The sequence below is a fragment of the Marinobacter denitrificans genome, assembly GCF_008795955.1.
Classification (GTDB): Bacteria; Pseudomonadota; Gammaproteobacteria; order Pseudomonadales; family Oleiphilaceae; genus Marinobacter; species Marinobacter denitrificans.
The window spans coordinates 123314-137907 of sequence record NZ_VMHN01000005.1; the positions used below are offsets into that span (position 1 = coordinate 123314).

The 14594-nt window shown below is 54.2% G+C and carries 14 protein-coding genes and 1 pseudogene; 8 read left to right on the forward strand and 7 right to left on the reverse strand.

Going from position 1 to position 14594, the window contains the following annotated elements:
• The first annotated feature begins 5 nt into the window (after positions 1 to 5).
• Complete coding sequence (locus tag FO268_RS15285) at positions 6 to 392, forward strand: DUF302 domain-containing protein (RefSeq protein WP_022990673.1); 387 nt, start codon at positions 6 to 8, stop codon at positions 390 to 392.
• Between the two features lie 176 nt (positions 393 to 568).
• Complete coding sequence (locus tag FO268_RS15290; protein ID WP_022990672.1) at positions 569 to 1027, forward strand: hypothetical protein; 459 nt, start codon at positions 569 to 571, stop codon at positions 1025 to 1027.
• A gap of 60 nt (positions 1028 to 1087) precedes the next feature.
• Here the strand turns inward: FO268_RS15290 and FO268_RS15295 are convergent, their stop codons facing one another.
• Complete coding sequence (locus tag FO268_RS15295; RefSeq protein WP_150994158.1) at positions 1088 to 2380, reverse strand: ATP-grasp domain-containing protein; 1293 nt, start codon at positions 2378 to 2380, stop codon at positions 1088 to 1090.
• Between the two features lie 188 nt (positions 2381 to 2568).
• On the opposite strand from FO268_RS15295, the gene FO268_RS15300 reads away from it, so the two are divergent.
• Positions 2569 to 3639, forward strand: coding sequence for a YncE family protein (locus tag FO268_RS15300; RefSeq protein WP_150994159.1), 1071 nt, complete (start codon positions 2569 to 2571; stop codon positions 3637 to 3639).
• A gap of 56 nt (positions 3640 to 3695) precedes the next feature.
• Here FO268_RS15300 and lspA read toward each other — a convergent pair.
• Positions 3696 to 4073: pseudogene (gene lspA / locus FO268_RS15305) on the reverse strand (signal peptidase II); the annotation flags it as partial.
• Between the two features lie 3 nt (positions 4074 to 4076).
• Positions 4077 to 4973, reverse strand: a complete 897-nt coding sequence (locus FO268_RS15310; RefSeq protein WP_004574643.1) for a cation transporter — start codon at positions 4971 to 4973, stop codon at positions 4077 to 4079.
• A 95-nt stretch (positions 4974 to 5068) separates the two neighbouring features.
• Here FO268_RS15310 and cadR point away from each other — a divergent pair, with 95 nt between their 5' ends.
• Positions 5069 to 5476, forward strand: coding sequence for a Cd(II)/Pb(II)-responsive transcriptional regulator (gene cadR, locus FO268_RS15315; RefSeq protein ID WP_068812297.1), 408 nt, complete (start codon positions 5069 to 5071; stop codon positions 5474 to 5476).
• A gap of 161 nt (positions 5477 to 5637) precedes the next feature.
• On the opposite strand, the gene FO268_RS22850 is transcribed toward cadR, so the two are convergent.
• The gene (locus FO268_RS22850) at positions 5638 to 5877 is read right to left on the reverse strand and encodes a hypothetical protein (protein ID WP_191966975.1); all 240 of its coding nucleotides are present in this window, start codon (positions 5875 to 5877) and stop codon (positions 5638 to 5640) included.
• Between the two features lie 149 nt (positions 5878 to 6026).
• Positions 6027 to 6311: a hypothetical protein gene (locus FO268_RS15320; RefSeq protein ID WP_150994161.1), complete on the reverse strand. Its 285-nt coding sequence runs from the start codon at positions 6309 to 6311 to the stop codon at positions 6027 to 6029.
• A gap of 266 nt (positions 6312 to 6577) precedes the next feature.
• On the opposite strand from FO268_RS15320, the gene FO268_RS15325 reads away from it, so the two are divergent.
• The 4 genes from FO268_RS15325 (at position 6578) to FO268_RS15340 (ending at position 13090) form a co-directional block, all read left to right on the forward strand.
• Positions 6578 to 7846: a TolC family protein gene (locus FO268_RS15325; protein ID WP_225316762.1), complete on the forward strand. Its 1269-nt coding sequence runs from the start codon at positions 6578 to 6580 to the stop codon at positions 7844 to 7846.
• Between the two features lie 5 nt (positions 7847 to 7851).
• Entirely contained in the window at positions 7852 to 9147 is a 1296-nt protein-coding gene (locus FO268_RS15330; protein ID WP_150994163.1) for an efflux RND transporter periplasmic adaptor subunit, read from the forward strand.
• Positions 9144 to 12266: an efflux RND transporter permease subunit gene (locus FO268_RS15335; protein WP_022990635.1), complete on the forward strand. Its 3123-nt coding sequence runs from the start codon at positions 9144 to 9146 to the stop codon at positions 12264 to 12266. The genes FO268_RS15330 and FO268_RS15335 overlap by 4 nt, the downstream gene beginning before the upstream one ends.
• A 209-nt stretch (positions 12267 to 12475) precedes the next feature.
• On the forward strand, positions 12476 to 13090 hold the full coding sequence (locus tag FO268_RS15340) for a tyrosine-type recombinase/integrase (protein WP_149600559.1): 615 nt from the start codon (positions 12476 to 12478) through the stop codon (positions 13088 to 13090).
• A gap of 264 nt (positions 13091 to 13354) precedes the next feature.
• On the opposite strand, the gene FO268_RS15345 is transcribed toward FO268_RS15340, so the two are convergent.
• Both FO268_RS15345 and FO268_RS15350 read right to left on the reverse strand, forming a co-directional pair.
• Positions 13355 to 14077 (reverse strand): cytochrome c biogenesis CcdA family protein, encoded by a 723-nt coding sequence (locus FO268_RS15345; protein WP_150994164.1) that lies wholly within the window; start codon positions 14075 to 14077, stop codon positions 13355 to 13357.
• A gap of 26 nt (positions 14078 to 14103) precedes the next feature.
• Complete coding sequence (locus FO268_RS15350) at positions 14104 to 14580, reverse strand: hypothetical protein (protein WP_150994165.1); 477 nt, start codon at positions 14578 to 14580, stop codon at positions 14104 to 14106.
• Between the last annotated feature and the right edge of the window lie 14 nt (positions 14581 to 14594).

The following is a 14594-nucleotide window of genomic DNA, read 5'->3' on the forward strand; positions in this document are numbered from 1 at the left end:
TAGCTATGTCATACACGATCGATCGAGTTATCAAAGATGTCGATTTCGAGGACGTGGACAGAAGAGCGCGTCAGGCCCTCACTGATCACGGGTTCGGTGTGCTGACAGAAATTGATGTCAAAGCCACCATGAAGAAAAAGCTGGACAAGGATATGTTGGCCTATCGGATTCTCGGGGCCTGCAATCCTGGCATGGCCTGGGAAGCCATCGGTGTGGAGCCTCGCGTGGGTGCCATGCTGCCTTGCAACGTTATTCTTCGTGAGGTTTCGGAGGGCATTGAGGTAAGTGCAGTGGATCCATTGGCTTCCATGAGCGCCATCGATAATGACGAGCTCAAGCAGGTTGCCGGGAAGGTCAGGGATATGCTCTCTGAGGTTGTGGAATCGATCTGAAGCCGGTAGAGGCGTCGATTTGCTGCAGTGCCTGCGGTTTGCAATGGATTAGCGAATTAGCCAGGCGAGCGCATAGCCCAACTGAACACTGGAAATGCAAATAGGACTCCTCATTTGACGACGGGATACCTATTTGATGTCAGTCATATTATGGAGAAGAAAAAAGGAAAAAAGATATGGATATAAAGACTTTTGGACAACTGATCGACTGGACGCGCGATCTGCACTCACATCTGGCGAGCTGTCTGTCCCATTGCGCAACAAAGCACGAGGAAGAACGGGCCCGTGCGCTTTTGGATTATCTGGCAGCTCATGAATCGGAAATAGAGCGGATCGTGAACGAGTTTGAGCACCAAGGGGATAAGAAGGCACTGGAAACTCGGGTGTACGACTACCTGTCCCATAATCCGATCAAAACTCATCGAACCTGCGACGAGCCTTACGCGAAGCTTGATTTTGATGGTATCTGCCGGGAAGTGTTCGACTTTCATGATCAGATTATTGATCTCTACAAAACGCTGATTGGAAAAGCCGAAATTCCAGAAGCAAAAGAGCTGTTCGAATCTCTTTTGGCGATGGAGGAAAATGAGTCGATGAGACTGGCTCGTCAGGTTGGCCGAATGCAGGATCTATGAGATCCGAGCACTTTTGCTGACGGCTTAATCCCTTTGAATGTTTCCAATTGAGGCTCACCTTCACACCTCAAAGACGGGCGCAAAGCCACCTCCCGGCGTTCGAAAGTTGGTGGCCTGGCCCTGGTACACACGGGCAGCGGCAAGCAGATGTTGCCCGGCATAGGTGTACAAACGGATATCGACCTTTCTGGTGGTGACCGTGCCATCCACTCTCAGGGTGCGTTCTCCGGCGGGAACGAAGTTCTGCGCGATGTAATCACCCTTCAGGATCTCTTCGAAAACGCGGCGGGTTAGTTTTTCGCCCCGATAGACGCCCTTGCTGCCATGGCCCGCTACCGGTTTGAAAAACAGTTTACGCCGGTTGCTCCACAACTCCGCCTCATCACTTGCTGAAACCAGCCGGGTCTTCGGTACAGCTCTATCCAGAAATCCTGCCTCGGTTTCACTCAGGCCCCAGTCGCGCAGGGTTTGGGCATCAGATAGCAGGATCAGGTTCCGTTTGTCGGCCATCAGCGCATGGGCGCGTGGATTGGGCGTGACGACCGCCGCGCCGTCGAGGTAGGCGCGCCTCAGCGCCCCAAGAGCCGGGGCCTCCAAGGCAAAATCCACCAGGCGGTTGTACACCATGTCAATAGGCTTGCCGTGGGCGCTCAGGGCACCATCAACATACTCAAGCTCCGATGGGTCGAGGATCAAGGTCTCTATGCCTCTGGCCTGGAATAACTGCTGGGCCAGTTGGAATTCCGGGAACATAAACTGGGATTCTGGGGCATCGTCCACAATGGCCAGCCAACCGGGCGTCGAGTCGCCACCTTGCCGTTCCCACTCCTGCTGGAACATGGCAAACACCGCGTCCTCGAACCCATCCAATGCACGGTTGGTGCCAGCGGTCTGCTGGGACGGGTCACAGCATCGGTGTTGAGCCCGGGCCAATACCGTGTTCAGAAATGCGCCGCCGGCGTTGGTGTTGATTTCGATCAGCTGAGGCCCGTTCTCGCCCAGGTGAAAGTCATAGCCCATGAAGGCCCCGATGGGGCCTGGATCAAAACTGGCGATGTCCGGCGCCCAGGACAGAGCTCTTTCCTTATAGGGCGGAAGCTCGGCTGCGGATTCGATCGCCTGAACAATCCGCTCCATCGTCGCGATGTCAGCCTGGGGAACAAAAACCGGCGTGTTTGAAAAGAGATGATGGATCTCGGGAGTGGCCGGCGCCTCGTTCCCAGTGTCTGAAAACTGCTTCCGGAGGCTGTCAGTGAGCGCTTTTCGGTCAAGGGTGATGCAGTAACACTGCCGGTTGAGCTGGTCGGCTTGGGTTTTGGTTGTTCGCTGGTTTTCCTGGGGCACGTCTTGCATTGGTCGTCCAAGGTTATTGTGAATCGTTCCACCTTGATTCTGGTCAAACGGATGCATGTTTCGCAACTGTTTTCAGGCCTGTTTCAGCTTGGTGTGATGGACTGCCAAGTAATGACCATGCCTGTTCGGGATCTTGCTTACCGGGCGAGGAAATCTTACTGAAACCCTCTGACCAAAAAGGGCACGCTATGAAACATTCGTTGCGCAAGAAGTGGATTGCTGGAATTACGGCCAGTGTCGCTATGAGTTTTTCGCTGATGGTGGCCGCAGACACAAACCGGGCATTTGTTCCCATGGGCACAGCGGATGCCGTCGGCGTTATTGATCTGGAAAACCGCAAGGTGACGTCGTCCATTGGCGGCACACTGAATACCCACGGTTCGGCACTGACCCCGGATGGCCGGCATCTGGTGGTGGGTAGTTTGTCGGCGCATGATCGTCAGGAGCCGGTTAGTCGCCCCGAAGGCGTTTCAGAAGATGAACACGCCGCTCATCATGGGGGCGGGAAGTCTACTGAATTGGAAGCAGGGAGTACCGGGCTGCTCTATTTGGTGAACACGGCCACAAAGACGATTGACCGCAAACTGGAAGTGCCGGGGCCGGTGCACCATGTGCTGGTGACTTCCAACGGTCGCTATGCCGTTTCCACGCATCCTACTAGTGGCAGTATCAGCGTTGTGGATCTGGATTCCGGTCAGTTGGTCAAAACTGTGGCGACGGGGCCGGCCCCCAACTATCTGGTGCAAACCGACGACGGCCAATCCCTTCTGGTCAGCAATACCGGTAATGGCACGGTCAGCGAAGTGGATACCGAGTACTGGTTCGTCGAGCGCAATTTGCGAGTTGGCGGCAACCCAGAGCATATGGTGCTTGCCCCCGGCAACCAGCGGCTCTACGTGAATGATGCTGCATCCGGCCAGGTTCTTGTCCTTGAGCTTGCCAAAGGCGGGGTGGCGAACCGGTACGAGGTTGGGGAGGCGCCCCATGGCGTTGGCTTGAGCGCAGATGGCCAGACCCTCTATGCCACCAGCCAGGGCGGCAACCAGGTGGTCCGGATTGAGCTAGCCAGCGGCGCCCGCCACACCAGGCCGCTGGCTCCTGCGCCCTATCATCTTGCGGTCTCTCCCTACGATGGCCAGCTACTGGTGACCAGTCGGGCAGAGAACAAGCTTTGGGTGCTCGACCCGGAATCCCTCGATGTGGTTGATGAGATCGCGCTGAGCGGCATAGGCCATCAGATATCCCTTGAGGCCCATTAGTACCCTGTTCTGACACTGGCTTTTTCGCAAAGGAACCGCTCATGGATCGACGCTTTAAAATCAAAGGAATCCACAACATAGCCGCGAAAGACCCGGTCAATCAGGTTGCCCATGGCGCCACCGAGGATAAGACTGTAAGCGATGGCTTCTCCTTTATGACGATTTTCAAGGATCAGCTTGATCAGAAAAATCGAGACCACTACCGCGATTCCGATAAATAAGTAGCGCTGCCAGCCTCCACCATTCGCAAAAAGACTGAATGCGGCACCGGTGTTCCATAGGTGCACCCAGTTAAAGAACGGGGTCACCGAAACATACTCGCCATAGGCCATTGATTGCTGCACCAGCCACTTTACAGCCTGATCAGACGCTGCCAGCAGGCCCGATATGGACAATAGGGCATACGGCGAGAGCTTTTTGCCAATAATGAGCATTATTTAACCCTTCAACGCCAAAATGCGTCTGGCACCGTTAAGTACAATGCCCCCCGCGATGGTGCCGATAATCAGATCCGGATAATTGGAACCGGTCCACGCGACCAGGGCGCCGGCGGTGATGACCCCCAGGTTGATCACCACGTCGTTGGCCGAGAATATCCAGCTTGCCTTCATGTGCGCCCCGCCTTCCCGATGTTTGGATATGAGCAGCAGACAACTGGTATTGGCAATCAATGCGACGAATGCGATAGCCATCATCACCAGCGATTCAGGCTCACTACCGAATACAAAGCGTCTCACCACCTCTACGAGCACGCCCACAGCCAAGATCAGTTGCAGTACACCAGCAAGATGCGCGGCACGTACCTGCATTTTCACGCTATGTCCAACCGCATAAAGGGCAAGCCCGTACACCGCCGCATCGGCAAAATTGTCCAGGGATTCTCCAATCAGGCCGGTGGACTGGGCGATCAGACCGGCAGTCATTTCCACCACGAACAGAAGTGCATTGATGCCGAGCAACCAGCGCAGGGTCCCGGATTCTTGCTTAGCAGAAGCTGCCGAAAACTCGGCGGCCTTGATGGTCTCCGGATTTGCAGCGACGGTTTCCTGAAGCGAGGCGCCTAGCCCCAAGGTCTTCAGTTTCGAGGTGACGGGCTCGACCTCGCCGTCATGCACGACCTTCAGCCGGCGGTTCGACAAGTCGAAGGACAGCGCCCGAATCTCCTCAAAGCCGTTCAGGGCTAGGCGAATCATTCGTTCTTCTGATGGACAGTCCATCTTCGGCACGGCATAAACACTGACCCATCTCCCTGGCGCCTCGGAGGAGGCCTGTATATCGGTATCCGCTGCGGACGTTGCATCACCGCCACAGGCGCCACCACAGGATTTGCTCATGATACGACTCCACTTGAACAATGTTGTGGTACCATTTAAAACTATAAAGCTACTATAAGGTCAATAGAGTAAAGAATCCGTTGGGGAGGAGGCTGATGCGCATTGGTCAGTTGGCGCAGTTGGTAGGGGTCGAAACACAGACGATCCGCTTCTATGAACAGCAGGGCTTGTTGCCGCCGCCTGATCGGCAGGACAACGGTTACCGTGTCTATACCGAGAAGCATGGTGAGGGGCTGGCCTTCATCCGTCGCTGCAGAATCCTGGGCCTGTCACTGGCTGAGATTCAGGAACTACAGAGCTATCAGGACGACCCTCATCAGCCTTGTACCGCCGTCAACGCCTTGCTCGATGATCACATCTCTCATGTGCGGTCGCAGATAACCGCTCTGCAAGCGCTTGAGAAACAACTCGTTTCACTGAGAGCGAGTTGCAACGATGACCGGGAAGTTGAGGCGTGTGGGGTTCTTGCTGGAATTAGCGAAGGAAACATGCACCAGCAGTAGGTGAAGCATCAACCAGATAATCCGATGAGATGCCGGTCTGTCTCACTCTCATGCAAAGGTAAGATCAACCATTTAATCCGCTTACCCAAATTGAATAAATAGTCGACTGTCGTTCTAAGAGACAGTCGACTATTGATTTTAATCTGACTTTCTGTATTTGTTTAAGTATGATTGTGACGTGTATTGCTTCCTGATCTTATTTCTTGTTTATTGATATTGGACCCCTTCATATCTTTTTGAGATTGCATGTCTTTCATGCAGGTCATCATTCTGGTTTTTGCGTCGGCTGTTTTGTTCGGGTAAGTGCGCGCTTCATTAATTCGATCGGCCAATCCTGAATTGGCAGTGGCCATTGTAGAAAATAAAGTGGCAGCTGCGGCAGCGATAATGATTTTTTTCATGATGCTCTCCTTAATTACCTTAAACCGTTCAAGAAATTCAGTTCAGTTTCAGTTTTCTGTGATTTACTTGAGCGTGATCAGGACGTCGACTGCTCGAAGCCCGAGCCAGCCGACGCTTGCGTCTCCACGAGTTGACTTTACCGCAGGGATTACCCTGCGGTATTTTTTTGCCTTTGTTTCAGAGCTTTGTGATAAGCCCGGCCTTCTTTCGTCATCATTTGCACGCGAGCCTCAAAGCCCCCTTCGGACATCGCATTACGTGTCATGTCTCTGTGTAAGCGCTGCATCTCTTCATTCTTAAGTATTTCTTCAATGGATGATTTTTCCATCATTTGGCTGTGCATGGCCTTCATGTCCTTATTGTCTGACATGTTGCCGGCGAGTACGGACGTTGAAACAGTAACTGCTGCTGCAAATATAAGTAAATTTTTCATTTTTACACCTCCTAGTTGGTTGATGAGTTAATTAAAACATCGGTTTCTGAATTGATCCTGAAAGAAACAAAACAATTTAAAATAAAGTAACTTTTTTCAGGAATAACAGTATCTTGATATAAATCAAATTGTGCATTTTCGTTCTGCAATTCAGTTTGGTTTCAGATAAGCGCTATAAGATTGCGATTCAGAAACATTTCAATGGAGATATAACATTGTCCATTCTTCCTCACCTTATAAAGCCGGCCTTTCTCGGTGCTTTGGTTTTGACCAGTTTGCCCGCTTGGACGGCACCCAGACTTGAGTTAACCGGCGCGATTGATGCGGCCATCGAGAACGATCCGTGGCTGCGTCAGAGTGTGCAGATGCAAGATGCTCTGTTGGAAGAAGCTGTTGCCGATGGGGCACTCCCGGACCCCCGGATGACGCTTGGTGCCGCGAATTTGCCCACGGATACTTTCGATACCGGACAGGAGGCAATGACTCAGGCCACCATTGGATTTACCCAGCGAATTCCGCGAGGTGATAGCCGTCAGCTGGCCAGTGAAAAAAAGCAGGAAATGGCAGGCGTTCAGCCTTTTCGGCGCGAGAACCGCCGGGCGCAGGTCATGGAATCGGTAGCGCATCTCTGGCTTGAGGTCTGGCGAACCCAGCAAAGCATCGAACTGATTGAAGATAATCGTGCTCTGTTTCAGCAGTTAGAGGATGTCGCCGAGGCCGGGTATACCTCAGCAAGCATAGGTTCCAGGCAGCAGGATGTAATCCGTGCCTCGCTGGAACTGACGCGACTTGAGGACCGGCTGACGGTGCTGCATTTGCAACAGGCATCGAACCGCGAGGCGCTGGCAGAGTGGATAGGCCCGGACCAAGCCAAGCTGGCTGTCAGTAAAGATGTACCCAACGAGTTGCTGAGAGTGTTTCCTCTGGGCTGGGCTGAAACATCCGCAGAGGCACTGATCCGTCATCCGTCAATCCGCGCGACTGATCAGCTGATTGATGCCCAGAGTGTTGACGTTGACCTGGCTCGCCAGGCCTACAAGCCGGAATGGTCAGTATCTGCACAATATGGATACAGGGAGCGGGCACCAAACGGTCAGGACAGGGCCGACCTGTTCTCTGTAGGCATTGGCTTTGATCTCCCGATCTTTACAGGCAACCGGCAGGATCGAAAACTGAATGCATCAGTGGCGCGACTGGAGGCGGCAAAAACAGAACGTATTTTGCAGATCCGGGGACTTCAGGCCAAAGCCCGTGCGGCCGTGGCCCGGATCGAACGACTGGATGACCGCATAGAGCTCTACGAACAGACCCTGCTGCCGCAAATGGAGGCGCAGGCAAGCGCAGCATTGACTGCTTACAACAACGATGACGGCGACTTCGCCGAAGCGGTACGAGCGCGAATTGCAGAGCTTAATACCCAGGTTGAATTGATACAGATGATGGCCGAGCGGGCCAAAAATCTGGCGAGTTTCCGTTATCTGACGTCCGACACTTCCGACATACCTTCCTTTTCACTGAATCGTTACCAGGACTGACCATCATGGCTAATTTTGCTCGCCCTTTGGGCTTTGTATTGCTCGGCGGCCTCGCCGGTGCAGGGGCCACGTACTGGCTTGACACTGACGCGACTTCGACGCCTGCAGCTGAAATGGCCGCTTCTGGCCCAAAGGAGCCGCTGTATTGGGTAGCCCCGATGGACCCCAATTTCAAAAGTGACAAACCCGGAAAATCCCCGATGGGGATGGATCTAATCCCGGTATTCGAGGAGGGTGGGTCAGCTGAGGATCCAGCCGGCACGGTCCGAATTTCACCAACGGTCGTCAACAACCTTGGGGTTCGAACGGAGCCGGTGATTCAGGGGCGCCTGCCTAACAACATTACTACCGTAGGCTACGTGCAGTACAACGAAGACGAGATGGCCCATGTGCACCCTCGTGTTGAAGGCTGGATCGAAGCGCTTTATGTCAAAGCCGAGGGCGAGCCTGTTGAGCAAGGCAAGCCTTTGTACACGCTTTACTCGCCCACCCTTGTGAATGCGCAGGAAGAACTGCTTCTCGCGATGAACCGTGGCAATCAGAGACTGGTTGATGCTGCTACCGAGCGATTGTTGGCGCTGAACGTACCGGCTAGTCTGATCAGCCAACTGCGCCAAAACCGCGAAGTGCAGAGAACCATGACGGTTTACGCTCCGGGTTCCGGGGTGATCGAGAATCTGAATGTTCGTGAGGGTATGTTCATCAAGCCCGGAAACCGGGTTTTATCGATTGCCGCGCTGGATGAGGTCTGGGTGATCGGCGAAGTGTTTGAAAGCCAGCTTTCCGCCGTAGAGGCTGGTAACCGGGTGCAGATGACACTGGATTACATGCCCGGTCGCGAGTGGCGCGGAAACGTGGATTACGTCTACCCCGAAGTGAACCCGAAAACCCGGACGGCGCAAGTGCGGATGCGCTTTGATAACGATGATGGTGTCCTGATGCCAGGCATGTTCGCTCGCCTGGATGTTCAGGGCGAACGGGGACAGCGGCAGTTTCTGGTGCCACGGGAGTCGGTCATCCGCACCGGACAGAGCGACCGACTGGTTCTGGCGATGGAAGAGGGCGCCTTCAAGTCGGTTAACGTGACCGTTGGGCGCGTCGGCGACAAGTATGCGGAAATACTCAATGGCCTCTCGCCAGGCGACACGGTGGTCACATCCGCCCAGTTCCTGATCGATTCGGAATCCAGCAAAACCTCGGACTTCCAACGGATGTCATCCCCTCAGGATATGGATGAGCAGGGGATGGATCATGAAGGCATGGATCACAGCACCATGAGCCATGGCGGGGGCGAGTCATGATTGCCGCTATTATTCACTGGTCTATTCGTAACCGCTTCCTGGTGTTGCTGGCGACGTTGCTTATCACAGGGCTCGGCCTTTATTCGCTGAAACAAACGCCGGTGGATGCTCTGCCGGATCTGTCCGATGTGCAGGTCATTATCAAAACCAGTTTCCCGGGCCAGGCGCCGCAGGTGGTGGAAGACCAAGTGACCTACCCGATGACGACAGCCATGCTCTCGGTACCGGGCGCGAAAACGGTCAGGGGATACTCGTTCTTCGGTGACTCCTATGTTTACGTGATCTTCGATGAAGACACCGACATGTACTGGGCCCGCTCCCGGGTGCTGGAATACCTGTCCCAGGTTGCGCCCAGCCTTCCAGACTCTGCAAGGCCTCAGCTCGGGCCAGACGCTACCGGAGTTGGCTGGGTTTACCTGTATGCGCTGGTAGACCGCACTGGGAACCAGGACCTAAGCCAGTTGCGCAGCCTGCAGGACTGGTTCCTGAAGTACGAACTGCAAACGGTGCCGGGTGTCTCTGAGGTGGCTGCGCTAGGCGGTATGGTGAAGCAGTACCAGGTCAAGGTCAGCCCGGAAAAGCTCAGGGCGCTGGGAATTCCTCTGGCTCACATCCAGAACGCCATTAAGAGAGGCAACCAGGAAGTGGGCGCCTCCGTCATCGAGATGGCCGAGGCGGAATACATGGTGCGCACGTCTGGCTATATAAAGTCCCGTGAGGATCTTCTGTCGATTCCATTAGGACTCGATGACAACGGTACCCCCATATTGCTGAAAGATGTGGCCACCGTTGAAGTTGGCCCGCAGATGCGGCGTGGGGTTGCCGAACTGAATGGGGAAGGTGAAACCGTCGGCGGTGTTGTGGTGATGCGCTTTGGTGAGAACGCTCAGGCAACCATTAATGGCGTGAAGGCGAAACTGGAAGACCTGAAATCCAGTTTGCCTGAAGGCGTCGAGGTGGTGACGGTTTACGATCGCTCTGGTCTGATTGAGCGGGCGGTCAATAATCTCGGCTTCAAGCTGCTTGAAGAGTTTCTGGTGGTGGGCCTGGTGTGCATCGTCTTCCTGTTCCACGTGCGCTCGTCGCTGGTGGCGATTCTCAGCCTTCCCGTGGGTATTCTGGCGGCCTTTATCGTCATGCACTGGCAAGGCATCAATGCCAACATCATGTCACTCGGGGGGATTGCCATCGCTATCGGCGCCATGATTGATGGTGCTATTGTAATGATCGAGAACATGCACAAACACATGGAGCGAACCCCGTTAACGTCTGAGAACCGATGGGAAGTCGTTGCACGGTCAGCCTCTGAGGTCGGGCCCGCGCTGTTTTTCTCGCTCCTGATCATTACCGTCAGTTTTGTGCCGGTGTTTGCCCTGGAGGCGCAGGAAGGGCGGATGTTTTCTCCCCTGGCGTTCACCAAAACCTACGCCATGGCGGCGAGTGCGGCCCTGGCGGTGACGCTGGTGCCGGTGCTGATGGGCTATTTCATTCGCGGCAAGGTGCTGCCGGAGCACAAGAACCCCGTGAACCGCCTGCTGGTTGGCGTTTATATGCCGGTGCTGAAGCTGGTGTTACGCTTCCCGAAAACGACGGTTATTGTTGCGTTGCTGGCATTGGCTGTGGGCCTTTGGCCAGCCACCAAAATCGGCAGTGAATTCATCCCGCCACTGGATGAAGGCGACCTGATGTACATGCCCACCACCTACCCGGGCATCTCCATTGGTAAGGCTCGGGAACTGTTGCAGCAAACGGACAAGCTGATTGCCACCGTACCCGAAGTCGAAACCGTGTTCGGCAAAGTGGGGCGGGCGGATACCGCTACCGATCCGGCTCCATTGACGATGATCGAGACCTTCATCCAGCTCAAGCCGAGGGATCAATGGCGGGAAGGCATGACCACCGAAAAGCTGAAGCAGGAGCTCAATACTCTGATTCGGTTCCCGGGGGTAACCAATGCCTGGGTTATGCCGATCATCACGCGCATCGATATGCTGGCAACGGGTATTAAAACGCCGGTGGGCATCAAGATTGCCGGTCCGGACCTTACCGTCATCCAGAACATCGGTAAACGCCTTGAGGAAGTCATGGTCGACATCCCCGGTACAGCCTCCGTTTACTCTGAGCGAGTCGCTGGGGGCCGCTACATCAAGGTGGATATTGATCGTGAGCGTGCCGCTCGTTATGGGCTGAATATCGCTGATGTTCAGCAGGTAGTGGCCTCCGCTATTGGTGGAATCAACGTTTCCAGAACCATCGAGGGACTTGAGCGGTATCCCATTAATCTTCGTTATCCGGAAGACTACCGGGATTCGCCCGAGAAGCTGGAGCAACTGCCCATCGTGACCGCATCCGGCCAGCGCATTGCCCTGGCAGATGTGGCGGAGATCGGCGTGGAGGATGGCCCGCCGGCCATTAAGAGTGAGAATGCCCGCCTGAACGGCTGGACCTTTGTGGATATTGAGGGTGTCGACGTAGGCACCTATGTTGAACAGGCCATGGTTACCGTGAGTGAAGAGCTGGATCTACCTCCCGGTTATTCAATCAACTGGTCTGGTCAGTATGAGTACATGCTCCGTGCGAAGGAAAAACTGACCTATGTGGTGCCGTTAACGCTGGCCATCATCGTCATCCTGCTGTTTCTTAACTTCCGCCGTTTTGCCGAAGTGGGGATTATTATGGGCACGCTACCGTTTGCGATGATCGGTGCTATCTGGCTGATGTATCTGCTTGGTTATAATTTTTCGGTAGCCGTCGGTGTCGGTTTCATTGCGCTGGCCGGCGTTGCGGTAGAGATTGGGGTGATCATGCTGGTGTATTTGAATCAGGCTTATAACGCAATGCTGGAAACGTGTGATGACAAAGGGCTGACGCCAAGGCGAGAAACCCTCCGCCATGCCGTACTACACGGTGCCGGTATGCGGGTTCGGCCAATCATGATGACGGCGGCCGCCATTATCGGGGGGCTTGTGCCCATTATGATTGGCACCGGTACAGGGTCGGAGGTGATGGGCCGGATTGCGGCACCTATGGTGGGCGGTATGATTTCCGCTGTCATTCTGGCGCTGCTGGTGATTCCTGTGCTCTTTTACCTCTGGAAACAGCGAACTCTTGGTGAGTAACGCCGATAGCAAGGTGCCAAGATTCGGCCTGGCACCTTGCTATCACGTCTTTACCGGTTATCACGATCATTCGCAGAGTGCCTACCCGTCTACTGCGCATATTCCAAAATCTATTTGCCTGAACGTTCGCTTTGCGACCTGGCTGGCCAGCAGAAAACAATATTCTGAACCATACTTAAAGGCCTTTACCCTCCAAAGAGGGCCACGTCATGACATTTCCTATCAGCAAAGCTCCCTGGAACAAGGGAAAGCTCGTTGGCCAGAAGCTGCCGCTCAAACTCGAACAAATATGGGCTATCCGGATTCGGTTGGAGATTGCAGAGAACATCCGCGAGCTGGCGATGTTCAACATGGCAATTGACTGCAAACTCCGATCCTGTGATCTGGTAAAGCTATTGGTTCGAGATATTTCCAGAAACGGTGAGGTTCTGGACCGGGCGCAAGTCATCCAGCAGAAGACTAGTCAGCCTGTTCAGTTTGAGATAACCAAAAAGACGCGCGAATCGGTCGAGGCATGGATCGAGTTGCGCGGACTTTCGGGTATGGATTATTTGTGGCCGAGCCGGATGCGAAAGTTCGACCATATCACTACTCACCAATACGCCCGTCTTGTCAAAAAGTGGATTACCAGCATCGGACTTGACCCTTCAGTCTACGCAACCCATTCAATGAGACGCAGCAAAGCGACATTGATCTACAAGAAGACCAAAAATCTTCGAGCCGTTCAGTTGCTGTTGGGACACACGAATATGTCGAGCACCGTGCGGTACCTTGGTGTGGAGGTTGAGGATGCTCTGGAGATAGCCGAGAGTATTGAGATCTAAATGCGTAACTTGGCTCCTTGGTCGCTGGATGTTGCAGACGCTGGCAGATCCGGTTGATGAACACCTTCGGGTTTCGATCAGGCTCCTTCAGTCGTAAACAAAAGCGAACATTCGAGTCAGGGCTTTCCTCCGGAGCCTCCAAACTAATCACAACCATTTCGTACAGTATGATTGGCGGAGCCTCTTCTGTTCATGAAACCTGCTCATATGCAGTACTTGAGTATGAAGCCATGGACCGTTCCCTGTAGTTTGGCTGTAGGAAGCTCACCCAAGCCTTCCGAGAACCGGAAACGTCGACAACATCCACGACGCAAAGAGTGTCATCCGACCGGTGAGCACCATTACTCCCATTACAACGAGCACCAAGCCAGCAAGCACTCTCAGCAGTCTACTCCAGCGACTGAACCAGCGTACTCGTTGCCGAAAGTGTTCAATAAACAGGGCAGTTCCGAGAAAAGGAAGAGCCAACCCCAACGAATACGCCGCCAGATACAGCATGCCCGCCTCAGCATTGGCATGCGTGGAGCTGAGCGCCAATATGGCCCCGAGTATGGGGCCTATACAGGGTGTCCAGCCGATGGCAAACGCGATGCCAAGGAGGAAGGCGGCAGTGGGGCGCCCGCCTTCAAGTGACTGCCCAATGCGCCAGTCCCGCTGTAACGCCGGCATGCTCCACCAACCCAACATAAACAGGCCCATTAACACGATGAGCACGCCAGCCACCAGGTTGGCCTCTTCGCGATAAGCCATCAGCCATTGCCCAAGAACACTGGCGCTTGCACCCAAGGCGACGAATACCAGACTGAACCCCATCACGAAACAAAGACTCAGCCAGAACGCCTTCAACCGATTTGAAGCCTCAATCAGAGCGCCTCCGGTAACAACCGACAGGTAGCCGGGAACCAAGGGTAAAGTACAGGGTGAGAAAAACGACACGAGACCTCCGGCAAACGCGGCGGCAATTCCCCAGGTTGCAAGATCAGGCATTTAGTCCCCTAAGTTTTATCAGTTCGTTAAACCGCCCAGAAATCAAATTTGATGCCTTCCTTGAACGTGCCGTTGTCGATGATGGCCCTCGACCGCCATAGCATCTTGCCGGTACCGCACTCCGGCAGGGTAATGGTTCCCTGGTAAACACCCTGGGCATTCGGTAGCAGCTGGGTGCGGACCACGCCCATGTACATTTCAAGCCCTTCGAAATCCACGATCAGGGAGTCTGCTGTCATGTTATCGAGACGCACACGAATGGGAATCTCTGTCATCGATTCGATGGCTTCATTACCTAAGCCGACTGTGATGGTTTGATCGCCCTTTCGCCCGATACACTGACCTTCAAAAGGTGCGCATCCCTCGGTGGCGTAAAAAGTGACACCGGCATCCAGATCAGGCTTCAGGTACTGCGGCAACACGAAAATTGCAGCGACCACCAGACTGAAACCGGCTATACCGAATAACCATGACCATTTATTGAAGTGCTGCTTCAACGACATTTTCGAGTTACCGA

What these genes read in the sequence shown, in the direction of transcription:
- FO268_RS15285 (WP_022990673.1), top strand. Translation starts at nt 6, where the DNA reads ATGTCATACACGATCGATCGAGTTATCAAAGATGTCGATTTCGAGGAC.
- FO268_RS15290 (WP_022990672.1), top strand. Translation starts at nt 569, where the DNA reads ATGGATATAAAGACTTTTGGACAACTGATCGACTGGACGCGCGATCTG.
- FO268_RS15295 (WP_150994158.1), bottom strand. Translation starts at nt 2,380, where the DNA reads ATGCAAGACGTGCCCCAGGAAAACCAGCGAACAACCAAAACCCAAGCC.
- FO268_RS15300 (WP_150994159.1), top strand. Translation starts at nt 2,569, where the DNA reads ATGAAACATTCGTTGCGCAAGAAGTGGATTGCTGGAATTACGGCCAGT.
- FO268_RS15310 (WP_004574643.1), bottom strand. Translation starts at nt 4,973, where the DNA reads ATGAGCAAATCCTGTGGTGGCGCCTGTGGCGGTGATGCAACGTCCGCA.
- cadR (WP_068812297.1), top strand. Translation starts at nt 5,069, where the DNA reads ATGCGCATTGGTCAGTTGGCGCAGTTGGTAGGGGTCGAAACACAGACG.
- FO268_RS22850 (WP_191966975.1), bottom strand. Translation starts at nt 5,877, where the DNA reads ATGAAAAAAATCATTATCGCTGCCGCAGCTGCCACTTTATTTTCTACA.
- FO268_RS15320 (WP_150994161.1), bottom strand. Translation starts at nt 6,311, where the DNA reads ATGAAAAATTTACTTATATTTGCAGCAGCAGTTACTGTTTCAACGTCC.
- FO268_RS15330 (WP_150994163.1), top strand. Translation starts at nt 7,852, where the DNA reads ATGGCTAATTTTGCTCGCCCTTTGGGCTTTGTATTGCTCGGCGGCCTC.
- FO268_RS15335 (WP_022990635.1), top strand. Translation starts at nt 9,144, where the DNA reads ATGATTGCCGCTATTATTCACTGGTCTATTCGTAACCGCTTCCTGGTG.
- FO268_RS15340 (WP_149600559.1), top strand. Translation starts at nt 12,476, where the DNA reads ATGACATTTCCTATCAGCAAAGCTCCCTGGAACAAGGGAAAGCTCGTT.
- FO268_RS15345 (WP_150994164.1), bottom strand. Translation starts at nt 14,077, where the DNA reads ATGCCTGATCTTGCAACCTGGGGAATTGCCGCCGCGTTTGCCGGAGGT.
- FO268_RS15350 (WP_150994165.1), bottom strand. Translation starts at nt 14,580, where the DNA reads ATGTCGTTGAAGCAGCACTTCAATAAATGGTCATGGTTATTCGGTATA.